Consider the following 17529-nt stretch of genomic DNA (forward strand, 5'->3'; position numbering starts at 1 on the left):
AAGCATTTAGCACATTTCTACCCTACATTTGTAATGTACAAAACAGAGAAAGTTTTTTCATAGAATTAGATTTAGGTTAGTAAATAGTGGTTAGAAGAAAATCCCGAACTTGCGAGTTCGGGATTTTTCTTTGGGATAAATTCAAGTTCAGATTTTGAAAAAAAGACTTTTTAATCTTTATTTGTAATGAATTTAAATAAACAAACTAAACTATGGAAGAAGTAAAATCACCATGTATTAAAATCTGTCGCCAAGACAGCAACGGCGTATGTTTTGGATGTCAGCGAACTACAGAAGAAATAGGAAACTGGTCGCTATACAACGATGAAGAGAAAAAAGATGTACTAGAGAAAGCCAGAAAAAGAACCAATGCTCCAGATACATCTTCAGGCGTATTCTTTAGATAGATCCTTATCATACATAAAACATTTTGTTCTTTTTTATAACTTTACGGTCCTTTTCAAATCACATTATCAGAAAATAAGCCAAAACGGATGAAACTAAAATCAATCTTTTATGCTATGATTATCATGCTGATATTTTCGGCATGTGGACCTCAAAAAGCAGAACAGTTACAATTAAAAATATACGGAACCAGTGATGTTCACGGAGCATTGTTTCCATACGATTTGGTAAACGAACAGGAAACTTCCAGCTCGCTGGCTCAGGTATACGAATATGTTAGCAAGCAGAGAAAAAAAGCCGATTCGGAAGTAATCTTGCTGGACAATGGCGACATCCTACAGGGCGATCCTTTGGTTTACTATTCGAACTTCGAAAAAACGGAAACCAAACACATTTGTGCTGATGTAATGAATTACATGGGATACGATGCAGCTACGGTTGGGAATCATGACATTGAGCCAGGACATGCGGTATACGATAAAGTGGTAAATGAGTTGAATTTCCCATGGATGGCTGCTAATGCGGTAAAGAACTCCGATGGCAAACCATATTTCCAACCCTATACCATAATCGAGAAACAAGGTGTAAAAATTGCAGTTTTGGGTTTGATTACTCCTGCAATTCCGAAATGGTTGCCAGAGAAAATTTGGTCGGGAATGCATTTCGAACCTATGGTTGAATCAGCTCAAAAGTGGATAAAAACCATTCAGGAAAAAGAACAGCCTGATTTTGTGATTGGATTATTCCACTCTGGTGCCGGCGAAGAACATGAAAATGAAATGAGCCATGAAAATGCTTCTATTCTGGTGGCCAAACAAGTTCCAGGTATCGATATGGTGATTTGTGGGCACGATCATCATGAGCAAATTGCGTGGTTCGAAAATACGGATAAAGAAAAAGTTTTGGTGATCAATCCTAAAAGTAGAGCTCAATTTTTGGCTGAAGTTGTGGTTGATTTAAAATGGAACAACGAGAAGAACTCCTACGACAAAACTTTAAAACCAAATTTGGTACAAATTTCCGATGTTCAAAAATCGAAAGCATACGTTGAACATTTTACGCCTTTGTTTAAAGAAGTAGAGGCTTATGTATCGCGAAAAGTAGGAAGCTTTAAAACAAGCATATCCACAAAGGATGCCATGTTTGGTGATTCTCCTTTTATCGATTTGATTCAGAACATTCAAATGGATTTGGCTGATGCAGACATTTCTTTTGCTGCTCCCCTATCCTACAATGCTACTATCGATTCGGGTGAACTTCAGGTTCGTGATCTGTTTAAGCTATATCGATTTGAGAATTTGTTGTACACCATGAACCTAACCGGAAAAGAAGTTAAAGATTTCCTGGAGTTTAGTTACAACAACTGGTTTCAGCAAATGAAATCGGCAAATGATCCGATGCTATACATTTCAACAACTGAAAAAGGCAGCCGATTGACCACCATGTTCTTCAATTATGATTCGGCAGAAGGAATTGATTATACTGTTGATGTTTCGAAACCATATGGCAATCGAATCAAGATCTTGGGAATGAGTTCGGGTGAAAAATTCGATGAAAACAAAACCTACCGCGTTGCTCTAAATTCTTATCGTGGAAATGGCGGCGGTAATCACCTGACCGAAGGTTCTGGCTTAACGAAAGAAGAATTAACCAGTCGATTGATTAACTCAACCACCAAAGATCTTCGCTACTACCTAATGAAGTGGATAGAGGAAAAAGGAATGGTTAACATTAAATGTGACAACAACTGGAAAGTAGTTCCTGAAAAATGGCATGCTACAGCAAGTAAAAGGGAATATGAATTGCTTTATGGGAAAAGATAGATTTTAACCACACCCTACTTCGTTAAAACTTCGGAGGGCAAAGAGAAGTACAATAAGGATATCACAAAGTCTCACAAAGGAAGAATTAAATCTTTTGTGAGACTTTTTTATTTTGTGTTTGCATGTCAAGCAACTTGAAAATGCTAGATATGTAATTTACTTCTAGGCCTTGGAGTTCAACATTCGAAATATCTTTCAATATGAAAGTATTATTTTTAAAATAAGATATTAAATGCCAATTAATAAAGCATGCAATACATAGCATGAAAATTTAAAATAATAACTTTACACAAACTCACTAAATAATTATTAATAAAGTTTTTTTGTTATAAAACATTAAATACCATCAATATACACTAAACAATAGTACAATAGCCAATTATACCATTATAACAATCCCAAAATCCTTAACATTCTTATAACTTATAGATAATTTTTTATTTAACTTGTTAATGTTATAAATTTTATTACATTTGATCTTTTAAACAATTAACATATTTGAAAATGAAAAAATTTTTTACTCTAATTTTAGCCTGCCTTACATTTGCAGGTGTTGCTACAGCACAATCAGATTCGTTTAAATCCTTCAGAGTTGATGCAGGTTTACTTTATGCTATGCCAGGTGGTGATGCATTAGATGCTGGAGTTGGTTATTATTTAAATCCAAAGTATCATATTACTGATAACGTATTGTTAGGTGCAAAATTAGAAGGTGCTGTTATGGGTGCTGCTAATGACGATGCTTTTGATGTTTCAGCAGTAGTATCTTACGCTGCTACATTTGATTATTACTTCAACACCAATTCTTTCCGTCCATTTGTAGGTGCAGATGCTGGTATTTATAGCTTAGGTAATGTTGAGTTCAATGGTTCAAATGAATTTGCTACTGTTGAAGGTGAAATTGATCTTGGAACAAAATTTGGTTTTGCTCCGAAAGTAGGGTTTTCATACGGACATTTTGACCTTGCTCTTCAATATAACCTAATCATGGGTCAGGAAGATGGATATGACGAGTATAACTATTTCTCTATTAAAATGGGATTCCATTTTGGTGGTGGAAAAAAATAGTAACAACTTATAGAAACGATAAAGGATGTCATATTATGACATCCTTTTTTATACTACAAAAAGTGAATCAACACTCATAAATAATGCGGAAAATCTCACGCAAGCATTCTTGTCTTTGCTCAATAAAGCCCATGTGTCCTGATGTTTGCAATACAAAAGGAGTTAAATTATTCTCTTTGGCAATTTGCCCAGCTACCTGTAGTGGAATAAAATTGTCCATTTTTCCAATGATACTCACTTTGGGCATATCCAGAGCTTTTACCACATGATTTCGATCAGGACGATTCATCATGGCTTCCAAGGCAGCTATAATTCCTTTATCAGAAGTATTACAAGCAATTTTGGTGATTCTTTCTATTTCGTGTTCAAACTTTTTCAGGTTGTTATTCGAAAAGGTGTTAGGAATGCTGGTTTTACAAATCAGTTCCTTTTTTCCACTTTTCACCAGTTCAATTTCCTTCTTTCTATTGGCTTTTTTCTCTTCGGTATCAGGATTCGGTGTTGAATGAAACAAGCAAAAACTTTCCAGTTTTTCCTTAAATAAATCGGCGTAAGCCAATGCTACATATCCTCCCATGGAGTGTCCTATGATATTAATTCGCTTCAAATTCAAATGCTCAGCCAATTGGTCAACAGCTTCTGCCATCTGATCAATACTGCAAGAATCGCTTTTTAATTCAGAATATCCATGCCCTGGTAAATCAACCGTAATTACTCTGGCCAATCGGGAAAGATCATTGGCAAAAGTTTCGAATGTTTCTACGGATTCAAGATATCCATGAAGAAGAACTACCGTATTTCCCCTCCCATTATCTCTGTATCGTAATCGACAATTTTCCAGTTCTAAATACTGATCCATATGCAAATTTGATATTTTAACAAGTAACACACAGCAAAAGAGCAAATTGTATTCTTATCGGATAAAACAATTTTTTACAAGTTTTAATGACATTCTAAATTAGTAGAATATCAAAAAAGCTTGTTCTATAACATACAAATATTTAATAAATTGCATCGTTTTGAAAAAATACATTACAGAAAATATTCCTTAATTGGTTTATAGTTAGAATTATACCTAGTTTTATGATTCTAATTTTCTAAAAATCTGAATTATAGGATTATCCTAGAATCAATCTAAATAAATTGTATATGTTCCTAAATATTGTTTCAGCCATAGGGAGCGTCTACATTTGCAATGAATTATAGTAAAAGCTTATAATAAACAGTCTAATTAAATCTTTAAACTTATGAGCAGTTTTTTAAGTTCATCTATTGGAAAGAAGTTGATAATGAGTTTATCAGGTCTTTTCCTTGTACTATTTTTATTGGTGCACTTGATCTTGAACTCCTTCTTGATGTTTGATAACACAGGAGAGTTATTTAATGCAGGAGCACACTTTATGGCAATGCCGGTAATCCGCTTTGGTTTACAGCCAGTTTTATTTGGTGGTTTTATCGTGCACATCATCTATGCAATCATCTTGACTTTGCAAAACCAGAAAGCTCGTCCTCAAAAGTATGCTTCGCAGAACTTGAGTAACAGCAGTACTTGGTCTTCAAGAAACATGTTTGTTTTAGGTGGTCTTGTATTGGTTTTCATTGCAATGCACTTGATGCATTTCTTCGTGCCAATTCAGATTCAAGGAAATGTACATGACGATTATCAATTGGTAAAGAACCTATTTACTAATGGATCAACAGGCCTGGTATACACTGGTCTTTATGTAGTTGGTGCAATCTTATTGGGATTACACTTAGCTCACGGTTTCTGGTCAGCATTCCAGTCTATCGGAATGAGTAATATTATTTGGAGAGCTCGTTTGGAAAAAGCGGGTTACATCTACGCAATTATTATTTCTGGCGGATTCATTATTATTCCTTTGTATTTACACTTTTTTGCTTAATTGTTAATATTTAAACGGTTATGACAGTATTAAATTCGAAAATTCCAGCCGGACCATTAGCTGAAAAGTGGTCGAAACACAAAGCTGCTATTAAAGTAGTTAGTCCTGCGAATAAGAGAAAATTAGATATTATCGTTGTAGGAACCGGTTTGGCCGGTGGATCTGCTGCCGCTTCTTTGGCAGAAATGGGATACAACGTAAAAGCATTTTGCTACCAGGATTCAGGCCGTAGAGCTCACTCTATTGCTGCTCAGGGTGGTATTAACGCTGCTAAAAACTATCAAAACGATAATGACTCTATTTATCGTTTGTTCTATGATACAATTAAAGGTGGTGACTACCGTGCACGTGAGGCAAACGTATACCGTTTGGCTGAGGTAAGTGGTGACATCATCGACCAATGTGTTGCTCAAGGTGTACCTTTTGCACGTGAGTATGGTGGAACTCTATCTAACCGTTCATTCGGTGGTGTATTGGTAAGCCGTACTTTCTATGCTCGCGGTCAAACCGGACAGCAGCTATTATTAGGTTGTTACGCTTCTATGAACCGCATGATCGGACAAGGTAAGATCGAAATGCACGAGCGTAACGAAATGTTAGATCTTGTGATTGTTGACGGAAAAGCTCGTGGTATCATCACTCGTAACTTGGTTACTGGTGAAATTGAACGTCACGGTGCACATGCAGTTGTAATTGCAACTGGTGGTTACGGTAACGTATTCTTCCTATCAACCAACGCAATGGGATGTAACGGTGGTGCTGCTTGGCAAGCATACAAAAACGGAGCATTCTTCGGAAACCCATGTTTCGTGCAGATTCACCCAACTTGTATTCCTGTTCACGGTGAGCAGCAATCTAAGTTGACTTTGATGTCTGAATCTCTTCGTAACGATGGACGTGTATGGGTTCCTAAGAAGAAGGAAGACGCAATTAAATTGCAGAAAGGTGAAATGGGACCAAATGATATCGCTGATGAAGATCGTGATTTCTATTTGGAAAGAAGATACCCATCATACGGTAACTTAGTACCACGTGACGTTGCTTCTCGTGCTGCTAAAGAGCGTTGCGATGCTGGATTCGGTGTTAACGCTGAAGGAAAAGCTGTTTACCTTGATTTTAAATATTCAATCGAAAGATTAGGACAGGATGTAATCGAAGCTCGTTATGGAAACTTATTCCAGATGTACGAAAAGATTACTGACGTAGATCCTTACAAAGAGCCAATGCAGATTTATCCTGCAATCCACTATTCAATGGGTGGAACTTGGGTTGATTATAACTTGATGACTTCCGTTCCAGGTTTGTATGCAATTGGTGAGGCTAACTTCTCTGATCATGGTGGTAACCGTCTTGGTGCTTCTGCTTTGATGCAAGGTTTGGCTGATGGTTACTTCGTATTGCCATACACAATTGGTGATTACTTAGCTGACGAAATTCAGACTCCACGTATCGACTTGAATCACCCAGAATTCGACAAGAAAGAGAAAGCTGTTAACGAACGTCTACAGAGACTATACAACGTAAAAGGTAGCAAATCTGTTGACTCATTCCACAAGCGTTTAGGAAACATCATGTGGGATTACGTGGGTATGGCTCGTAACGAAGAAGGTTTGAAATATGCAATTACTGAGATTGCTAAGATCAAAGAAGACTTCTATAAGGATGTTCGCATCCCAGGTGATTTCGATGCAATGAATATCGAACTTGAGAAAGCAGGTCGTGTAGCAGATTTCCTTGAATTGGGTGATTTGATGGCTCGTGATGCTTTGAATCGTAACGAATCTTGTGGTGGTCACTATCGTGAAGAATCAGTAACTGAAGAAGGCGAAGCTAAACGTGACGATGACAACTTTACTTATGTGTCATGCTGGGAGTACAAAGGTGAAAACCAAGAGCCAGTATTGCATAAGGAAGATTTAGTGTTTGAAACTGTAGAATTGACACAACGTTCATACAAGTAAACCATGGCAGATAAAGTAATTAAAGAATTAACTATAAAGGTTTGGCGTCAAAAAAACGCTAAAACTGCAGGTAAGTTTGAAACTTACAAAATCAATGACATTTCTGGAGGTACTTCTTTCCTTGAAATGTTGGATATTTTGAATGAGCAATTGATTAACGATGGACAAGAGCCTATCGCATTTGATCACGATTGTCGTGAGGGTATCTGCGGTATGTGTAGCTTGTTTATCAACGGACGTGCTCATGGACCAGACGATGACATTACAACATGTCAGTTGCACATGCGTAAATTCAACGAAGGCGAAACAATCACTATTGAGCCATGGAGAGCCGGTGCTTTCCCTGTAATCAAAGACTTGATTGTTGACCGTACTGCTTTTGAAAAAGTATTACAAGCTGGTGGTTACATTTCAGTAAATACTGGTGGTGTACCTGATGGTAATGCAATTCCAATCTCACAAGATGATGCAGAAGAAGCAATGGATGCTGCTGCTTGTATCGGTTGTGGTGCTTGTGTTGCAACTTGTAAGAACTCTTCAGCTATGTTGTTCGTTTCTGCTAAAGTTTCTCACTTGGCTAAATTGCCACAAGGACGTGTTGAAGCTTCTCGTCGTGCGAAGAACATGGTAGCGAAAATGGATGAGCTAGGTTTTGGTAACTGTACCAACACTGGTGCTTGTGAGGTGGAATGTCCTAAGGGAATTTCTATCGCAAACATCGCTCGTTTGAATCGCGAATTCTTATCAGCTAAGATTAAAGACTAATTAGACTGAAATCCAAATATGGTGAGCGCTGCCCTTAGGTAGCGCTCTTTTTTTTATTGCACTAATGCATATGATTTTCTCAGACCGAGAATAAGTCTGGATGAAATCGTATTTTTTCCTAATGCAAACTTGAAGATAGAGATTGGTTGGAAACAGGTTTCAAAACTTGTTTGACCTTAATGTAATCCTCATCCTTTGTATAGATTGAAATCCGAACGCGAAAAATTCCCTCATTTAAATTTCCGACTTGTTTTGCTGCTTCTTTGGATAAATCTATAATACGTCCTTTTGCAAAGGGACCTCTATCATTAATTAAGACGATTACAGAGCGTTTATTTTCCAAATTGACCACTTTCACCCAAGTTCCAAAAGGAAGGCTCCTGTGAGCTGCTGTGTACTTCCATTGGTGAAATATCTCGCCAGAACTCGTTTTTCTTCCTTCAAAATAGTCAGAGTAAAAGCTAGCTTTACCTTCTTCAGAATAATCTACTTTCTCCTGAGATTTTACCGAGGAGAAAAAGATACTCAAAAATAAAGCGATACAAATTATCTTCATCTGTCTTTTAATGTGATGATGAAATAAAGATGCATAAAAAAATCCGGCCTATTGACCGGATCTTAATCTATATTTTTAGCCGAATTTATTCTCCAGTATCTTGTTGCATATTCATTTGGTATGCTTCTCTTGCTACTCTGTCAACCAAATTCTTAACAAAGTACATATCGTGCATCGAGCTAAAGATCTCATTAAGTTGTTCTAAGGTTTCTTCTCCAATCAATTCTGATAGGATCACTTCCTCTTGCGTACCGTCTTCATTTGTAAAAGTAATTTGGATATCAAATCCATGACGACAGAATGCATCATCTGATTCATCTTCCTCACCCTCTTCAGTGTTTGCTTTTGGAAGAACTGTAATTACAGCATCCTCTTCCAATTCACCATCACGATATACCATATACTCTTCGCTTGAAGAATTCTTCACAATCTTGATATTGCCTATTGTCAAAGCATATTCGTATTCTGCTTCAGCTTCTTCTGTAGAACGAATATATTCCACTTCTTCCATGAATAATACTTCACCATCTTTCTTCAAATTGTAAGCGAATTCGGTTGTATCGCCAAACTGAAACTCATGACCCACTGAATATCCATTAGGGAAGCTAAACTCTGATTCATAATCCCAGCTCATATTTGTTGACATGTTCATGTTCCAATCAACAAAAATTGCTCCTGCAGCTTCTTCTTCAATTGTAATATCAGCATCTAATAAGTAGTCAAACTCAAACCCTTCGCTATTCATTACTGTTGAAGAGTTGTATTGTGAAGCGGTAATATTAAAATCATTATCTAATTCTGAATCACCATCTTCCCCTACATACAGTTTCCAAGGTCTTGTAGCCTTTTCCTGAGGTAAATTGATTACGAAAAAATCACTATCTCCCACTCTTTCAAATGCTGAATTCCAATAACCATTACCCATTTTAGTACTAGTTCCTTCATCTGGTACAGGAAGAATATAATCATAAACACCTTTAATATCTTCAAGAGTAATGGTGTGACCATATGAAAATCTTTCGTCCGATTCTTCTTCTGTTCCTTCTTTTGTATTATCACTCATGGTGATCAGTCCATATCCTTCTGAGGCAGTAATTTCATCAACAGCAACTGCTAATGATTGAGTCTCTGAAGTAAGATTCTGTTCTAATGATTGATTCTGTTCTGGTGTTTTATCATCAGAACTTGAACAACTCCAAAGTGCGGCTGAAAAAGCCAACAACATTCCTACAGCAACAATGTTTCTTTTCATATCCTTAAATTTTAGTTGATAATCTTTCGAATGTGATTTTCCAGTATTTTACAACTGGTTTCGATTAAAAATTTCGTTTAATTTCTCATCTTAAATCCTTTACAATTAAAATACCGAAATCAAGCGAATATACCCTACTCTATTTCACAATTAAACTAACAATCTATAAACGTAGCAGTTATGCTTTTTATTACAGATGGTCAAAAATACTTGTAAAAGAAAAAGAATTATCAATTGTGGAATTTAATGGACAAGTTCTGTGGAATTGTTCTACAATAATGAAAATCAACAAAAAACCACCTCCAAATAGAGATAGTTTTAAAATTTTAAGCCTAATCAGGTCATTTCTTGTGGACCATTGTATGAAAATTTATCGCAGCAGGAAATTCACAGGAGCTATATTATATAATTTCACTGGTTTTCCATCCTTTATCGCAGGTCTCCATTTATTGCAGGCTTTAATGGCTTCAATTGCTGCTTCATCAAGATAAGGGTCTACTTTTTTCAAAATTTGAATATCAGCAAGCATGCCTGATTCATCAACTGCAAACAAAACCAAAACACATCCAGATATTCCATTTTCCTGACAAATTCTTGGATATTCAATATTGTGTGCCAAATCTTTAGCAAATCCATCATCTCCTCCTTTATATTCGGCAATAGTATCTGCATTTGCATAAATATTGTTAGGCAGATTTCTACCTTTAAAAATAGTGTATGATTGAACCATTAATTCTTCATTAAATACCTCAATACCTACTACATTATTGTCGTATAGGCTCTGCCATTGTCCAACTCTATGCAAAGGAAACATCTTTTTGCTTAAACCCTTTTTCCTTAATTTTCCTTCATAATTATACTCCTCTACCTGATAACCTCCATTTATCTTTTTATAAGATCTGATAATATTATTGGTACCACCACCGATAGCATAACGTCCATTTCTCATTCGCTTTATGATCTCTGTTTTTTCAAGCTTCCATTGGTTGTTTTTTAACTCAAAAGTCATCATAACGGACTTCTTATCATTCTTCCTTTGGAATACCACTTGTCTATCGGCACCATGTATTGTATCGCATGGAGCATGACCTTTGTAATAAACTATTGTGTCGCTCTGGGAATATAAGGTTTGAGTGAAAAACAGAGCAACAATTAAAATCAATGTATATTTCATAATTACAATTTTATTATTGCATAAAAGTATGCATAATTATTCTATGATTCACTTATAATTTTCATTTATATAAAATCTTAACTGCGAACGGTAAAATAGAAACATATATTTTTTGTATATTCGCAAATCACAATACCATTATTGCTTAAACCATATTAATTAATGCCTTACCGCAGATTACCAAATACCGACACGGCACGTGTACGTGCTCTTAAAGCAGCCTTAAGTATCAGTATGAGAGTCAATCGTTTTGACTTGGCTTTCTCCTACTCTTTGTACCAAAGAATCGAAACTTTTGTTCCTCATTACGAGCTTGCCATAAGAAATCACAGGCAGGCATTAAGTCAGCAATCGAGTAAAAGCAAAGAGTACAACGAGAAACTGAGAAAAGCTCGCTTGTATGTATCTCATTTTATACAAGTTTTAAACTTTTGCATCATTCGAGGTGAAATGAAACCTGAGGTACGTGAATTTTACGGCATTCGCAAAAATTCGAAAGCCACTCCTTCCCTATTAAAAGATTCGAAAGTAATTGAGTGGGGAGAAAAATTGATTAAAGGTGAGCAGGAAAGAACCAGAATGGGGGGAAATCCAATTTACAGTCCTTCCATTGCACTGGTGCGCGTTAATTGTGACAATTTTAAACAAGCATTCAATTATCAAAAAACACTACAAAATAATACCCATCGTTTCTCCGAAAAAGTTGCCGAATTTAGGGAAGATGCTGATAAGCTTATTCTTGATCTTTGGAATCAAGTTGAAAAGAAGTTTGGATCGCTAAGTGATGAAGAAAAGCGTGCAAAATGTTCAGAATATGGTGTTGTATATGTTTGGAGAAAAGGTGAACTTGAAAAGTTAGAACAAGTTAAAATAGCCGAGAAAGCATCACTAAGCCTTCCTTTTACAGATGCTTCTGAAAACTCGTAGCAACAACAAAACAATTATCATCGAAATTAAACCTGTGAACCAATAATTTTCGTTGGCTCCTATGGTTTCCATTTCTTTTGGAACATTTCCTTTATCAATATAATATTTGGTAATAACAGCCATTCCATTGTTTACCAAATGTGCGATTATTGGAACCCATAAGCTTCGTGACCAAATCAATAAATATCCGAAAAGTATTCCCATTGCCATACGTGGCAATAAGCCGTAAAATTGCATGTGAAGTGCCGCAAAGAAGAATGCTGTAATAATAATTCCCCAATGAATATTATTTGTAAGCTTTCCGAAAATTCCCTGTAAAACTCCACGAAATAAAAGCTCTTCTCCAATCGCAGGAATCAATGCAATAACCACAAGATTCACCAATAAATCCGAAGTTGAGTTCATAACCAAAAACTTCTCGGTTACAACTTTTGCTTGTTCCTCACTATTTTTCATCCAGGTTTCGATACCCGACATGAATTCTGGTAAACTTAAATGGGAATTCAGCTGTGCCAGAAGATTAATCATAGGAAGTGAAAAAATGATAATAAATGTTGCCAACAATACCTTTGATACATTGGTACTTTCAGCCAAAAACAAATATTCACGCACTTTTTTACTTACCAAAAATGCAATAATAAAAGGAGGAATTATAAACATTCCAACAGAATAAACCGACTGATAAAATTTTAGAACCGAAATATTTACAGTATCACTGTTTATATCAATTGCTTGTAAATCTGTAAAAATGTTAATGTCAAAAAATATTAATGCCAACACAGTACCTACAAACATGGCTAGCAGGAAAGATACAACTACTGCAATTAAACTAATTATCAAATGGGTAAATGGGCTATGATGACTAAAAGATCCTTTTAACATGTTTCTTTTTTTTGGTTGAAACACAAAATTAGCAACAAAAGGCAATTATCAAATTCCAAATCTCAAATCAATACTCCGTTATGAAGCAAATCATGTGTGTGGTAATTTGACAATTCGACTGTTCGAGACTTTATTATATCTTTGTGCACTGATTTTTACCGAATATAAAAAAAGCTGAAGTGAAGATAGGAAATTTGGACTTAGGGAAACAGCCAGTTTTATTGGCTCCAATGGAAGATGTTACCAATCCTCCATTTAGAGTGTTGTGTAAGCGTTATGGTGCCGATTTAATGTACACGGAGTTTATCTCATCGGATGCATTGATTCGTTCGGTAAACAGAACTATGAAAAAGCTTACCATCTTGGAAGAAGAGCGTCCTGTGGCCATTCAGATTTACGGGAAAGAGGTTGATCCAATGGTTGAAGCTGCCAAAATTGTTGAAGAAGCCAAGCCTGATTTTCTTGATTTAAACTTTGGTTGTCCGGTAAGAAAAGTTGCCAGCAAAGGTGCAGGATCGGGAATGCTTCGAAACATTCCACAGCTTCTAAAAATTACTGAAGAAGTTGTAAAAGCAGTAGATATTCCCGTAACGGTTAAAACCAGATTGGGTTGGGATGCTGATTCAAAAATTATTGTTGAGCTTGCAGAACAACTTCAGGACGTTGGTATTGCAGGCCTTACCATTCACGGAAGAACCCGTTGCCAAATGTATAAAGGTGAAGCAGATTGGACCTTAATTGGTGAGGTAAAAAACAATCCAAGAATGCACATTCCGATTATTGGAAATGGTGATATTACCAATCCTGTAAAGGCAAAAGAGGCCTTTGATAAATATGGTGTTGATGCCATTATGATTGGACGTGCTGCCGTTGGAAAACCATGGATTTTTAGGGATGTGAAACACTATCTGAAAACTGGAGAATTGCTTCCTCCCGCAACCGTTGCTCAACAGGTAGACATGCTAAAAGAACAAATCGATGCTGCTATTGACTGGATTGATGAAAGAAGAGGAATCTTACACATGCGCAGACATATGGCAGGCATGTTTAAAGGATTGTACAATTTTAAGCAAACTCGTATCGATATGCTTCGTGCGGATCACTATGATGATTTAATGGTAATTCTGAATAAAATTACATCAGAATGGGGCGAACTACAAATAGAAGAAGATTAAAAAAATCACATACTAAACGACACAAAAAACGCAAAGACATCTCATCTTTGCGTTTTTTGTGTTTTTTGCTCTCTTAACCAAGCACTATTTTAAAATCTTAGGAAGCTCTTTAATAAAATAATCAGGGTTAAAAACATCGTATTCTTCAACTCTCCTGCTCCATTGCATACTTGATTTTGTGATGTATCCTTTCTGTAATGCTCTAATTTGATCTTCATTTAAAGTAAGTTCAGCTTTAAATATCGTAAAACCGTAATTCGGATATTCTTTGGGCTCAAAATCTCTTGAATAATTCAGGCTTACAATTTCTCCATTAGACAATTCTAAATCGATTTTTGACCTCTTTGTGATAAAACCAAAAAATCGAAAACCTTCCTCATCCATTATCTTCCATTCAGTTTTAAGAATCACTTTTTCTTCATCTGCTACCAACTGAAAATCACATTTTACAATATTCTTGTTTTCCGAAAACTTTTTGAGTTTTAAACTAACTCCTTTTATAACTGTTTCAGGTGTTAATTCCACCTTTTTCAGTACAATTGGTTTAGATAGTTCAAAGTCTGATTTAACTGGAGCCTTTGGTTTAAGATCAGCTTTTTTTACTTCTTCATACTTCCAGGTTCCATTGTCATAGAGCAATACAACTCTTCCATCAGGAGTTCTCAATCTCATTTGTGCATCTACTGTATAGATGCTACAAAAAAGAAGTACTGCAACAAGCAATAAGTTCTTCATTATTCAATAATTTGAGGTAATGATTTTATAAAATATGAAGGAGCAACAACTTTATATTCTTCTGTTCTTCTGCTCCAAGTCATATGTGCTTTATAAACTATAGAGTTTCTCAACAAACGAATTTGTTCTTCGTTTAATTCCAGTTCTGCTGAGTAAGTCGAAAATCCATATTTCTCATATTCTTTAGGCTCAAACTCTTTGGTATAAACCAAATCAATTATTTTGCCGCCTATTAATTCCAAAGAGATCTTGTTTCCTTCTTTTATGAATCCAAAATACGAATAGGCTTCACCGTTCATAATTTTCCAGTCTGTTTTCAATACGGCTTTTCCATCTTTCGATATTAAAGTAAAATCGCAACGAACGATATTTTTGTGTTTAAAATATTTTGAGAGTTTTTCACTTTGTCCCTCAATAAATGCCATTTTTTCAAGGGTAGCATCTTTCAAACTAATAGGAGAATTGTCTACACCAGATACATTGGTTGGTACTGCAACTTCTCCTGCTTTCTTTTGAATCTCCTTAGTATCTGTATTGGGAAGTTTTACATCGACATAAGTCCAGGTTCCATTGTCGTAAAGAATAACAACTTTTCCATCGGAAGTTAAGGCTGTTTGCTGAGCATTTACAAAGATTGAAATTCCAAATGCTAGCACACAGAATACAAAAATCTTCTTCATTTCGGTAATTTTTAATAAGTTATTGCCATTAGAAATCAACTTGATTCCTATTCATTAATCGGTAGTGGGAAATACTTATCAGTTAAACTGCAAGTATCTTTTGGTAATGTATTGTACAGGAAAACGCGATGCGAAATACCCAATCAGTACAACCGTTATAAAGATGATAAAAATATCAGAAAGATGCACATTTACAGGATAAGAGTTCATAAAGAAACTTCCAGCGGCCAATTTTACAAATCCGAATTTGATTTGTAGAAAACAAACTATTATGCCCAAAATTACCCCTAAAAGCGCACCTGAAATAGAAATCAAACAACCCTCGATTAGAAACAATTGTCTTATGGTTTTCTCATTGGCACCCAAACTTCTTAAGGTGCTAACATCCTCTTTTTTATCCAATATCAGCATGGTTAACGAACCTATGATATTAAAAGAAGCTATCACCAAAATAAAAGATAAAATGAAGAAGACTGCGGTCTTTTCTGTCTTCATCATTTTATAAATAACATCATGCAATTCGAAACGATTTTTTACCTGAAAATCATCACCGATTATTTCTTGTATTTCAGATTTTACCTCATCAATATCTTCAGAATCATTTATTCCGAGCTCGATGGCACTTACTTCGTTTTGATAACTGAATAATTTTCGTGCAAAACTTAAAGGAACCAAGGTATATTGTGTATCAAAATCGGCTTGAATCTGAAAAAAACCCGATGGCCATATGATCTCAGAATTAAATGCATTCATTGGATTGTGTCCGACCGTAGCATTACGTTTTGGCACATAAAACTTTATTGGATCAACAAAGGTTAATCCTACACCCAAATCTAATGCTACACCATACCCCAACACGGCAAACTGATACTTTTTTGTATCCAACACAAAACTCCCATCCGTTATCATGGTATCAATTCCCGTCATCAGGCTAAAGTTTTCATCAACTCCTTTTACAATTGCAGGTCGTTGACGATTGCCATATTTGAGAAGTGCATTTTCTTCCAAAACTTCGGAATAGAATGCCACTTGTTCCATGTCTTTAATTTGTCTGAAAATTGAATCGGGAACAAATGTTTTGCCTTTTGCAGGAAGTATTTTTAAATCGGGATCAAAACTACTAAACTGCTTATCAATAAATTGATTCAAACCATTAAAGGCAGACAGCACAATCACCAAAGCCATGGTACCAACCGTAACACCAACTACTGAAATTAGTGAAATGATATTGATAACATTCTGTTTTTTCTTGGAAAACAGGTATCGCCTGGCTATGTGAAAAGGTAGATTCAAATTCGGTGGAAGAGTTTATGACAATAGGTTGTCGATATTCTCAATATAATCCAAAGAATCATCAATATAGAATGCCAATTCGGGAACCACTCTTAATTGTTTACCAACTTTGGTTCCTAGAATTCTACGGATGTTTTTGGTGTTCATTCTAACCACCTCAAGCGTTTCTTCCGACTTGTCTGAAGGGAAAATACTAAGATACACCTTTGCAAGTCCCAAATCCGGGCTAATTCTTACAGTGGTAACCGATATCATTTTTCCTCCAAATAGATTTCGTCCTTCCTGCTGAAAAATCAATCCTAAATCCTTTTGTAATAATCTTGAAACTTTGCTTTGTCTTGTGGTCTCCATATATACTTTTCTAAATTTTATACAAAGATATAATAAAGTCTTGAAAAGTCTTGAAAAGTAGAAGAGCGGAAAAGTTAAAGTTCTTTAATAAAAGCATTTGCTTTTTATACATTTGCAGCATGCTTGAATTCATCGAATATGGATATTGGGGATTGTTTCTGGCAAGTTTTTTGGCAGCAACCATTCTTCCTTTTAGCTCAGAGGCAATTCTTAGCCTTTGTGTTTATTCTGGTTTTGATATCAGCTTGACTATAGCAATTGCAAGTTTAGGCAATTGGTTAGGTGGCTTAACGGGTTACTATTTAGGATACTTGGGTAAATTGGAGAGAATCGAAAAATGGTTAAAAATTAAACCTGATAAAGCGATTAAATCCAAAGAGTTTCTCAGAAATAAAGGAAATGCGCTTGCCTTTTTTGCTTTTCTTCCTTTTATAGGGGATATGATTCCAATCGGATTAGGATTATTACGCACCAATCCATACTGGATGGCACTTTTTATGGCAGCCGGTAAAGTTTGCAGATATGTGGTTTGGGCCTGGCTAACAGTGCAAGCTCTGTCTTAAAATCCCAAACATCAA

18 protein-coding genes are annotated in these 17529 nt (G+C 35.7%); 9 read left to right on the top strand and 9 right to left on the bottom strand.

The annotated features are described in order from the left end of the window. Nucleotides 1–212 precede the first annotated feature (212 nt). The 3 genes from M0051_RS15805 to M0051_RS15815 all read left to right on the top strand — a co-directional run bounded on the left by M0051_RS15805 (nucleotide 213) and on the right by M0051_RS15815 (nucleotide 3296). The gene (locus M0051_RS15805; protein ID WP_306742481.1) at nucleotides 213–407 is read left to right on the top strand and encodes a DUF1289 domain-containing protein; all 195 of its coding nucleotides are present in this window, start codon (nucleotides 213–215) and stop codon (nucleotides 405–407) included. An 87-nt stretch (nucleotides 408–494) separates the two neighbouring features. Beyond that, nucleotides 495–2228: a bifunctional UDP-sugar hydrolase/5'-nucleotidase gene (locus tag M0051_RS15810; protein WP_306742482.1), complete on the top strand. Its 1734-nt coding sequence runs from the start codon at nucleotides 495–497 to the stop codon at nucleotides 2226–2228. A 504-nt stretch (nucleotides 2229–2732) separates the two neighbouring features. Continuing rightward, nucleotides 2733–3296 carry an outer membrane beta-barrel protein gene (locus M0051_RS15815; protein WP_306742483.1) on the top strand — a complete coding sequence of 188 codons (564 nt, stop codon included), beginning with the start codon at nucleotides 2733–2735 and terminating at the stop codon, nucleotides 3294–3296. A 67-nt stretch (nucleotides 3297–3363) separates the two neighbouring features. Here M0051_RS15815 and M0051_RS15820 read toward each other — a convergent pair whose 3' ends face one another. Beyond that, complete coding sequence (locus M0051_RS15820) at nucleotides 3364–4155, bottom strand: alpha/beta fold hydrolase (protein ID WP_306742484.1); 792 nt, start codon at nucleotides 4153–4155, stop codon at nucleotides 3364–3366. A 388-nt stretch (nucleotides 4156–4543) separates the two neighbouring features. On the opposite strand from M0051_RS15820, the gene M0051_RS15825 reads away from it, so the two are divergent. Genes M0051_RS15825 through M0051_RS15835 form a run of 3 tightly spaced genes read left to right on the top strand, consistent with a single transcriptional unit; the run spans nucleotide 4544 to nucleotide 7926 of the window. Further along, a complete protein-coding gene (locus M0051_RS15825; RefSeq protein ID WP_306742485.1) occupies nucleotides 4544–5200 on the top strand; it encodes a succinate dehydrogenase cytochrome b subunit in 657 nt (218 codons plus the stop codon). A gap of 20 nt (nucleotides 5201–5220) precedes the next feature. Then, nucleotides 5221–7161 carry a fumarate reductase/succinate dehydrogenase flavoprotein subunit gene (locus tag M0051_RS15830; protein WP_306742486.1) on the top strand — a complete coding sequence of 647 codons (1941 nt, stop codon included), beginning with the start codon at nucleotides 5221–5223 and terminating at the stop codon, nucleotides 7159–7161. 3 nt (nucleotides 7162–7164) lie between these two features. Beyond that, nucleotides 7165–7926 (top strand): succinate dehydrogenase/fumarate reductase iron-sulfur subunit, encoded by a 762-nt coding sequence (locus M0051_RS15835; RefSeq protein ID WP_306742488.1) that lies wholly within the window; start codon nucleotides 7165–7167, stop codon nucleotides 7924–7926. A 118-nt stretch (nucleotides 7927–8044) separates the two neighbouring features. Here the strand turns inward: M0051_RS15835 and M0051_RS15840 are convergent, their stop codons facing one another. From M0051_RS15840 to M0051_RS15850, 3 genes are all read right to left on the bottom strand, one after another. Beyond that, nucleotides 8045–8482, bottom strand: a complete 438-nt coding sequence (locus M0051_RS15840) for a septal ring lytic transglycosylase RlpA family protein (RefSeq protein WP_306742489.1) — start codon at nucleotides 8480–8482, stop codon at nucleotides 8045–8047. 85 nt (nucleotides 8483–8567) lie between these two features. Next, complete coding sequence (locus M0051_RS15845) at nucleotides 8568–9734, bottom strand: hypothetical protein (protein ID WP_306742490.1); 1167 nt, start codon at nucleotides 9732–9734, stop codon at nucleotides 8568–8570. A gap of 370 nt (nucleotides 9735–10104) precedes the next feature. Continuing rightward, nucleotides 10105–10908 (bottom strand): energy transducer TonB, encoded by an 804-nt coding sequence (locus M0051_RS15850; protein ID WP_306742491.1) that lies wholly within the window; start codon nucleotides 10906–10908, stop codon nucleotides 10105–10107. A 162-nt stretch (nucleotides 10909–11070) separates the two neighbouring features. Here M0051_RS15850 and M0051_RS15855 point away from each other — a divergent pair, with 162 nt between their 5' ends. After that, on the top strand, nucleotides 11071–11835 hold the full coding sequence (locus M0051_RS15855) for a hypothetical protein (protein WP_306742492.1): 765 nt from the start codon (nucleotides 11071–11073) through the stop codon (nucleotides 11833–11835). Here M0051_RS15855 and M0051_RS15860 read toward each other — a convergent pair. Then, a complete protein-coding gene (locus M0051_RS15860; RefSeq protein WP_306742493.1) occupies nucleotides 11797–12717 on the bottom strand; it encodes a CPBP family intramembrane glutamic endopeptidase in 921 nt (306 codons plus the stop codon). The two genes, M0051_RS15855 and M0051_RS15860, sit on opposite strands and share 39 nt — an antisense overlap. Before the next feature lie 179 nt (nucleotides 12718–12896). Between M0051_RS15860 and dusB the strand changes: the two genes are divergently transcribed. Next, nucleotides 12897–13892 carry a tRNA dihydrouridine synthase DusB gene (dusB, locus tag M0051_RS15865; protein WP_306742494.1) on the top strand — a complete coding sequence of 332 codons (996 nt, stop codon included), beginning with the start codon at nucleotides 12897–12899 and terminating at the stop codon, nucleotides 13890–13892. Nucleotides 13893–13976: 84 nt separating this feature from the next. Here dusB and M0051_RS15870 read toward each other — a convergent pair whose 3' ends face one another. The 4 genes from M0051_RS15870 to rbfA all read right to left on the bottom strand — a co-directional run bounded on the left by M0051_RS15870 (nucleotide 13977) and on the right by rbfA (nucleotide 16951). Beyond that, the gene (locus M0051_RS15870; protein ID WP_306742495.1) at nucleotides 13977–14627 is read right to left on the bottom strand and encodes a hypothetical protein; all 651 of its coding nucleotides are present in this window, start codon (nucleotides 14625–14627) and stop codon (nucleotides 13977–13979) included. Then, on the bottom strand, nucleotides 14627–15307 hold the full coding sequence (locus M0051_RS15875) for a hypothetical protein (protein ID WP_306742496.1): 681 nt from the start codon (nucleotides 15305–15307) through the stop codon (nucleotides 14627–14629). The genes M0051_RS15870 and M0051_RS15875 overlap by 1 nt, the downstream gene beginning before the upstream one ends. A gap of 78 nt (nucleotides 15308–15385) precedes the next feature. Further along, on the bottom strand, nucleotides 15386–16600 hold the full coding sequence (locus tag M0051_RS15880) for an FtsX-like permease family protein (protein ID WP_306742497.1): 1215 nt from the start codon (nucleotides 16598–16600) through the stop codon (nucleotides 15386–15388). A gap of 15 nt (nucleotides 16601–16615) precedes the next feature. Further along, nucleotides 16616–16951: a 30S ribosome-binding factor RbfA gene (rbfA, locus tag M0051_RS15885; protein WP_054715409.1), complete on the bottom strand. Its 336-nt coding sequence runs from the start codon at nucleotides 16949–16951 to the stop codon at nucleotides 16616–16618. Nucleotides 16952–17070: 119 nt separating this feature from the next. On the opposite strand from rbfA, the gene M0051_RS15890 reads away from it, so the two are divergent. After that, nucleotides 17071–17514, top strand: coding sequence for a YqaA family protein (locus M0051_RS15890; protein WP_306742499.1), 444 nt, complete (start codon nucleotides 17071–17073; stop codon nucleotides 17512–17514). The last annotated feature ends 15 nt before the right edge of the window (nucleotides 17515–17529 follow it).

It is taken from the genome of Marinifilum sp. D714 (assembly GCF_030851345.1).
Lineage (GTDB): Bacteria > Bacteroidota > Bacteroidia > Bacteroidales > Marinifilaceae > Marinifilum.

What these genes read in the sequence shown, in the direction of transcription:
- M0051_RS15815 (WP_306742483.1), top strand. Translation starts at nt 2,733, where the DNA reads ATGAAAAAATTTTTTACTCTAATTTTAGCCTGCCTTACATTTGCAGGT.
- rbfA (WP_054715409.1), bottom strand. Translation starts at nt 16,951, where the DNA reads ATGGAGACCACAAGACAAAGCAAAGTTTCAAGATTATTACAAAAGGAT.
- M0051_RS15890 (WP_306742499.1), top strand. Translation starts at nt 17,071, where the DNA reads ATGCTTGAATTCATCGAATATGGATATTGGGGATTGTTTCTGGCAAGT.
- M0051_RS15850 (WP_306742491.1), bottom strand. Translation starts at nt 10,908, where the DNA reads ATGAAATATACATTGATTTTAATTGTTGCTCTGTTTTTCACTCAAACC.
- M0051_RS15870 (WP_306742495.1), bottom strand. Translation starts at nt 14,627, where the DNA reads ATGAAGAACTTATTGCTTGTTGCAGTACTTCTTTTTTGTAGCATCTAT.
- M0051_RS15860 (WP_306742493.1), bottom strand. Translation starts at nt 12,717, where the DNA reads ATGTTAAAAGGATCTTTTAGTCATCATAGCCCATTTACCCATTTGATA.
- M0051_RS15810 (WP_306742482.1), top strand. Translation starts at nt 495, where the DNA reads ATGAAACTAAAATCAATCTTTTATGCTATGATTATCATGCTGATATTT.
- M0051_RS15805 (WP_306742481.1), top strand. Translation starts at nt 213, where the DNA reads ATGGAAGAAGTAAAATCACCATGTATTAAAATCTGTCGCCAAGACAGC.
- M0051_RS15825 (WP_306742485.1), top strand. Translation starts at nt 4,544, where the DNA reads ATGAGCAGTTTTTTAAGTTCATCTATTGGAAAGAAGTTGATAATGAGT.
- M0051_RS15845 (WP_306742490.1), bottom strand. Translation starts at nt 9,734, where the DNA reads ATGAAAAGAAACATTGTTGCTGTAGGAATGTTGTTGGCTTTTTCAGCC.
- M0051_RS15875 (WP_306742496.1), bottom strand. Translation starts at nt 15,307, where the DNA reads ATGAAGAAGATTTTTGTATTCTGTGTGCTAGCATTTGGAATTTCAATC.
- M0051_RS15820 (WP_306742484.1), bottom strand. Translation starts at nt 4,155, where the DNA reads ATGGATCAGTATTTAGAACTGGAAAATTGTCGATTACGATACAGAGAT.
- M0051_RS15830 (WP_306742486.1), top strand. Translation starts at nt 5,221, where the DNA reads ATGACAGTATTAAATTCGAAAATTCCAGCCGGACCATTAGCTGAAAAG.
- M0051_RS15840 (WP_306742489.1), bottom strand. Translation starts at nt 8,482, where the DNA reads ATGAAGATAATTTGTATCGCTTTATTTTTGAGTATCTTTTTCTCCTCG.
- M0051_RS15835 (WP_306742488.1), top strand. Translation starts at nt 7,165, where the DNA reads ATGGCAGATAAAGTAATTAAAGAATTAACTATAAAGGTTTGGCGTCAA.
- M0051_RS15855 (WP_306742492.1), top strand. Translation starts at nt 11,071, where the DNA reads ATGCCTTACCGCAGATTACCAAATACCGACACGGCACGTGTACGTGCT.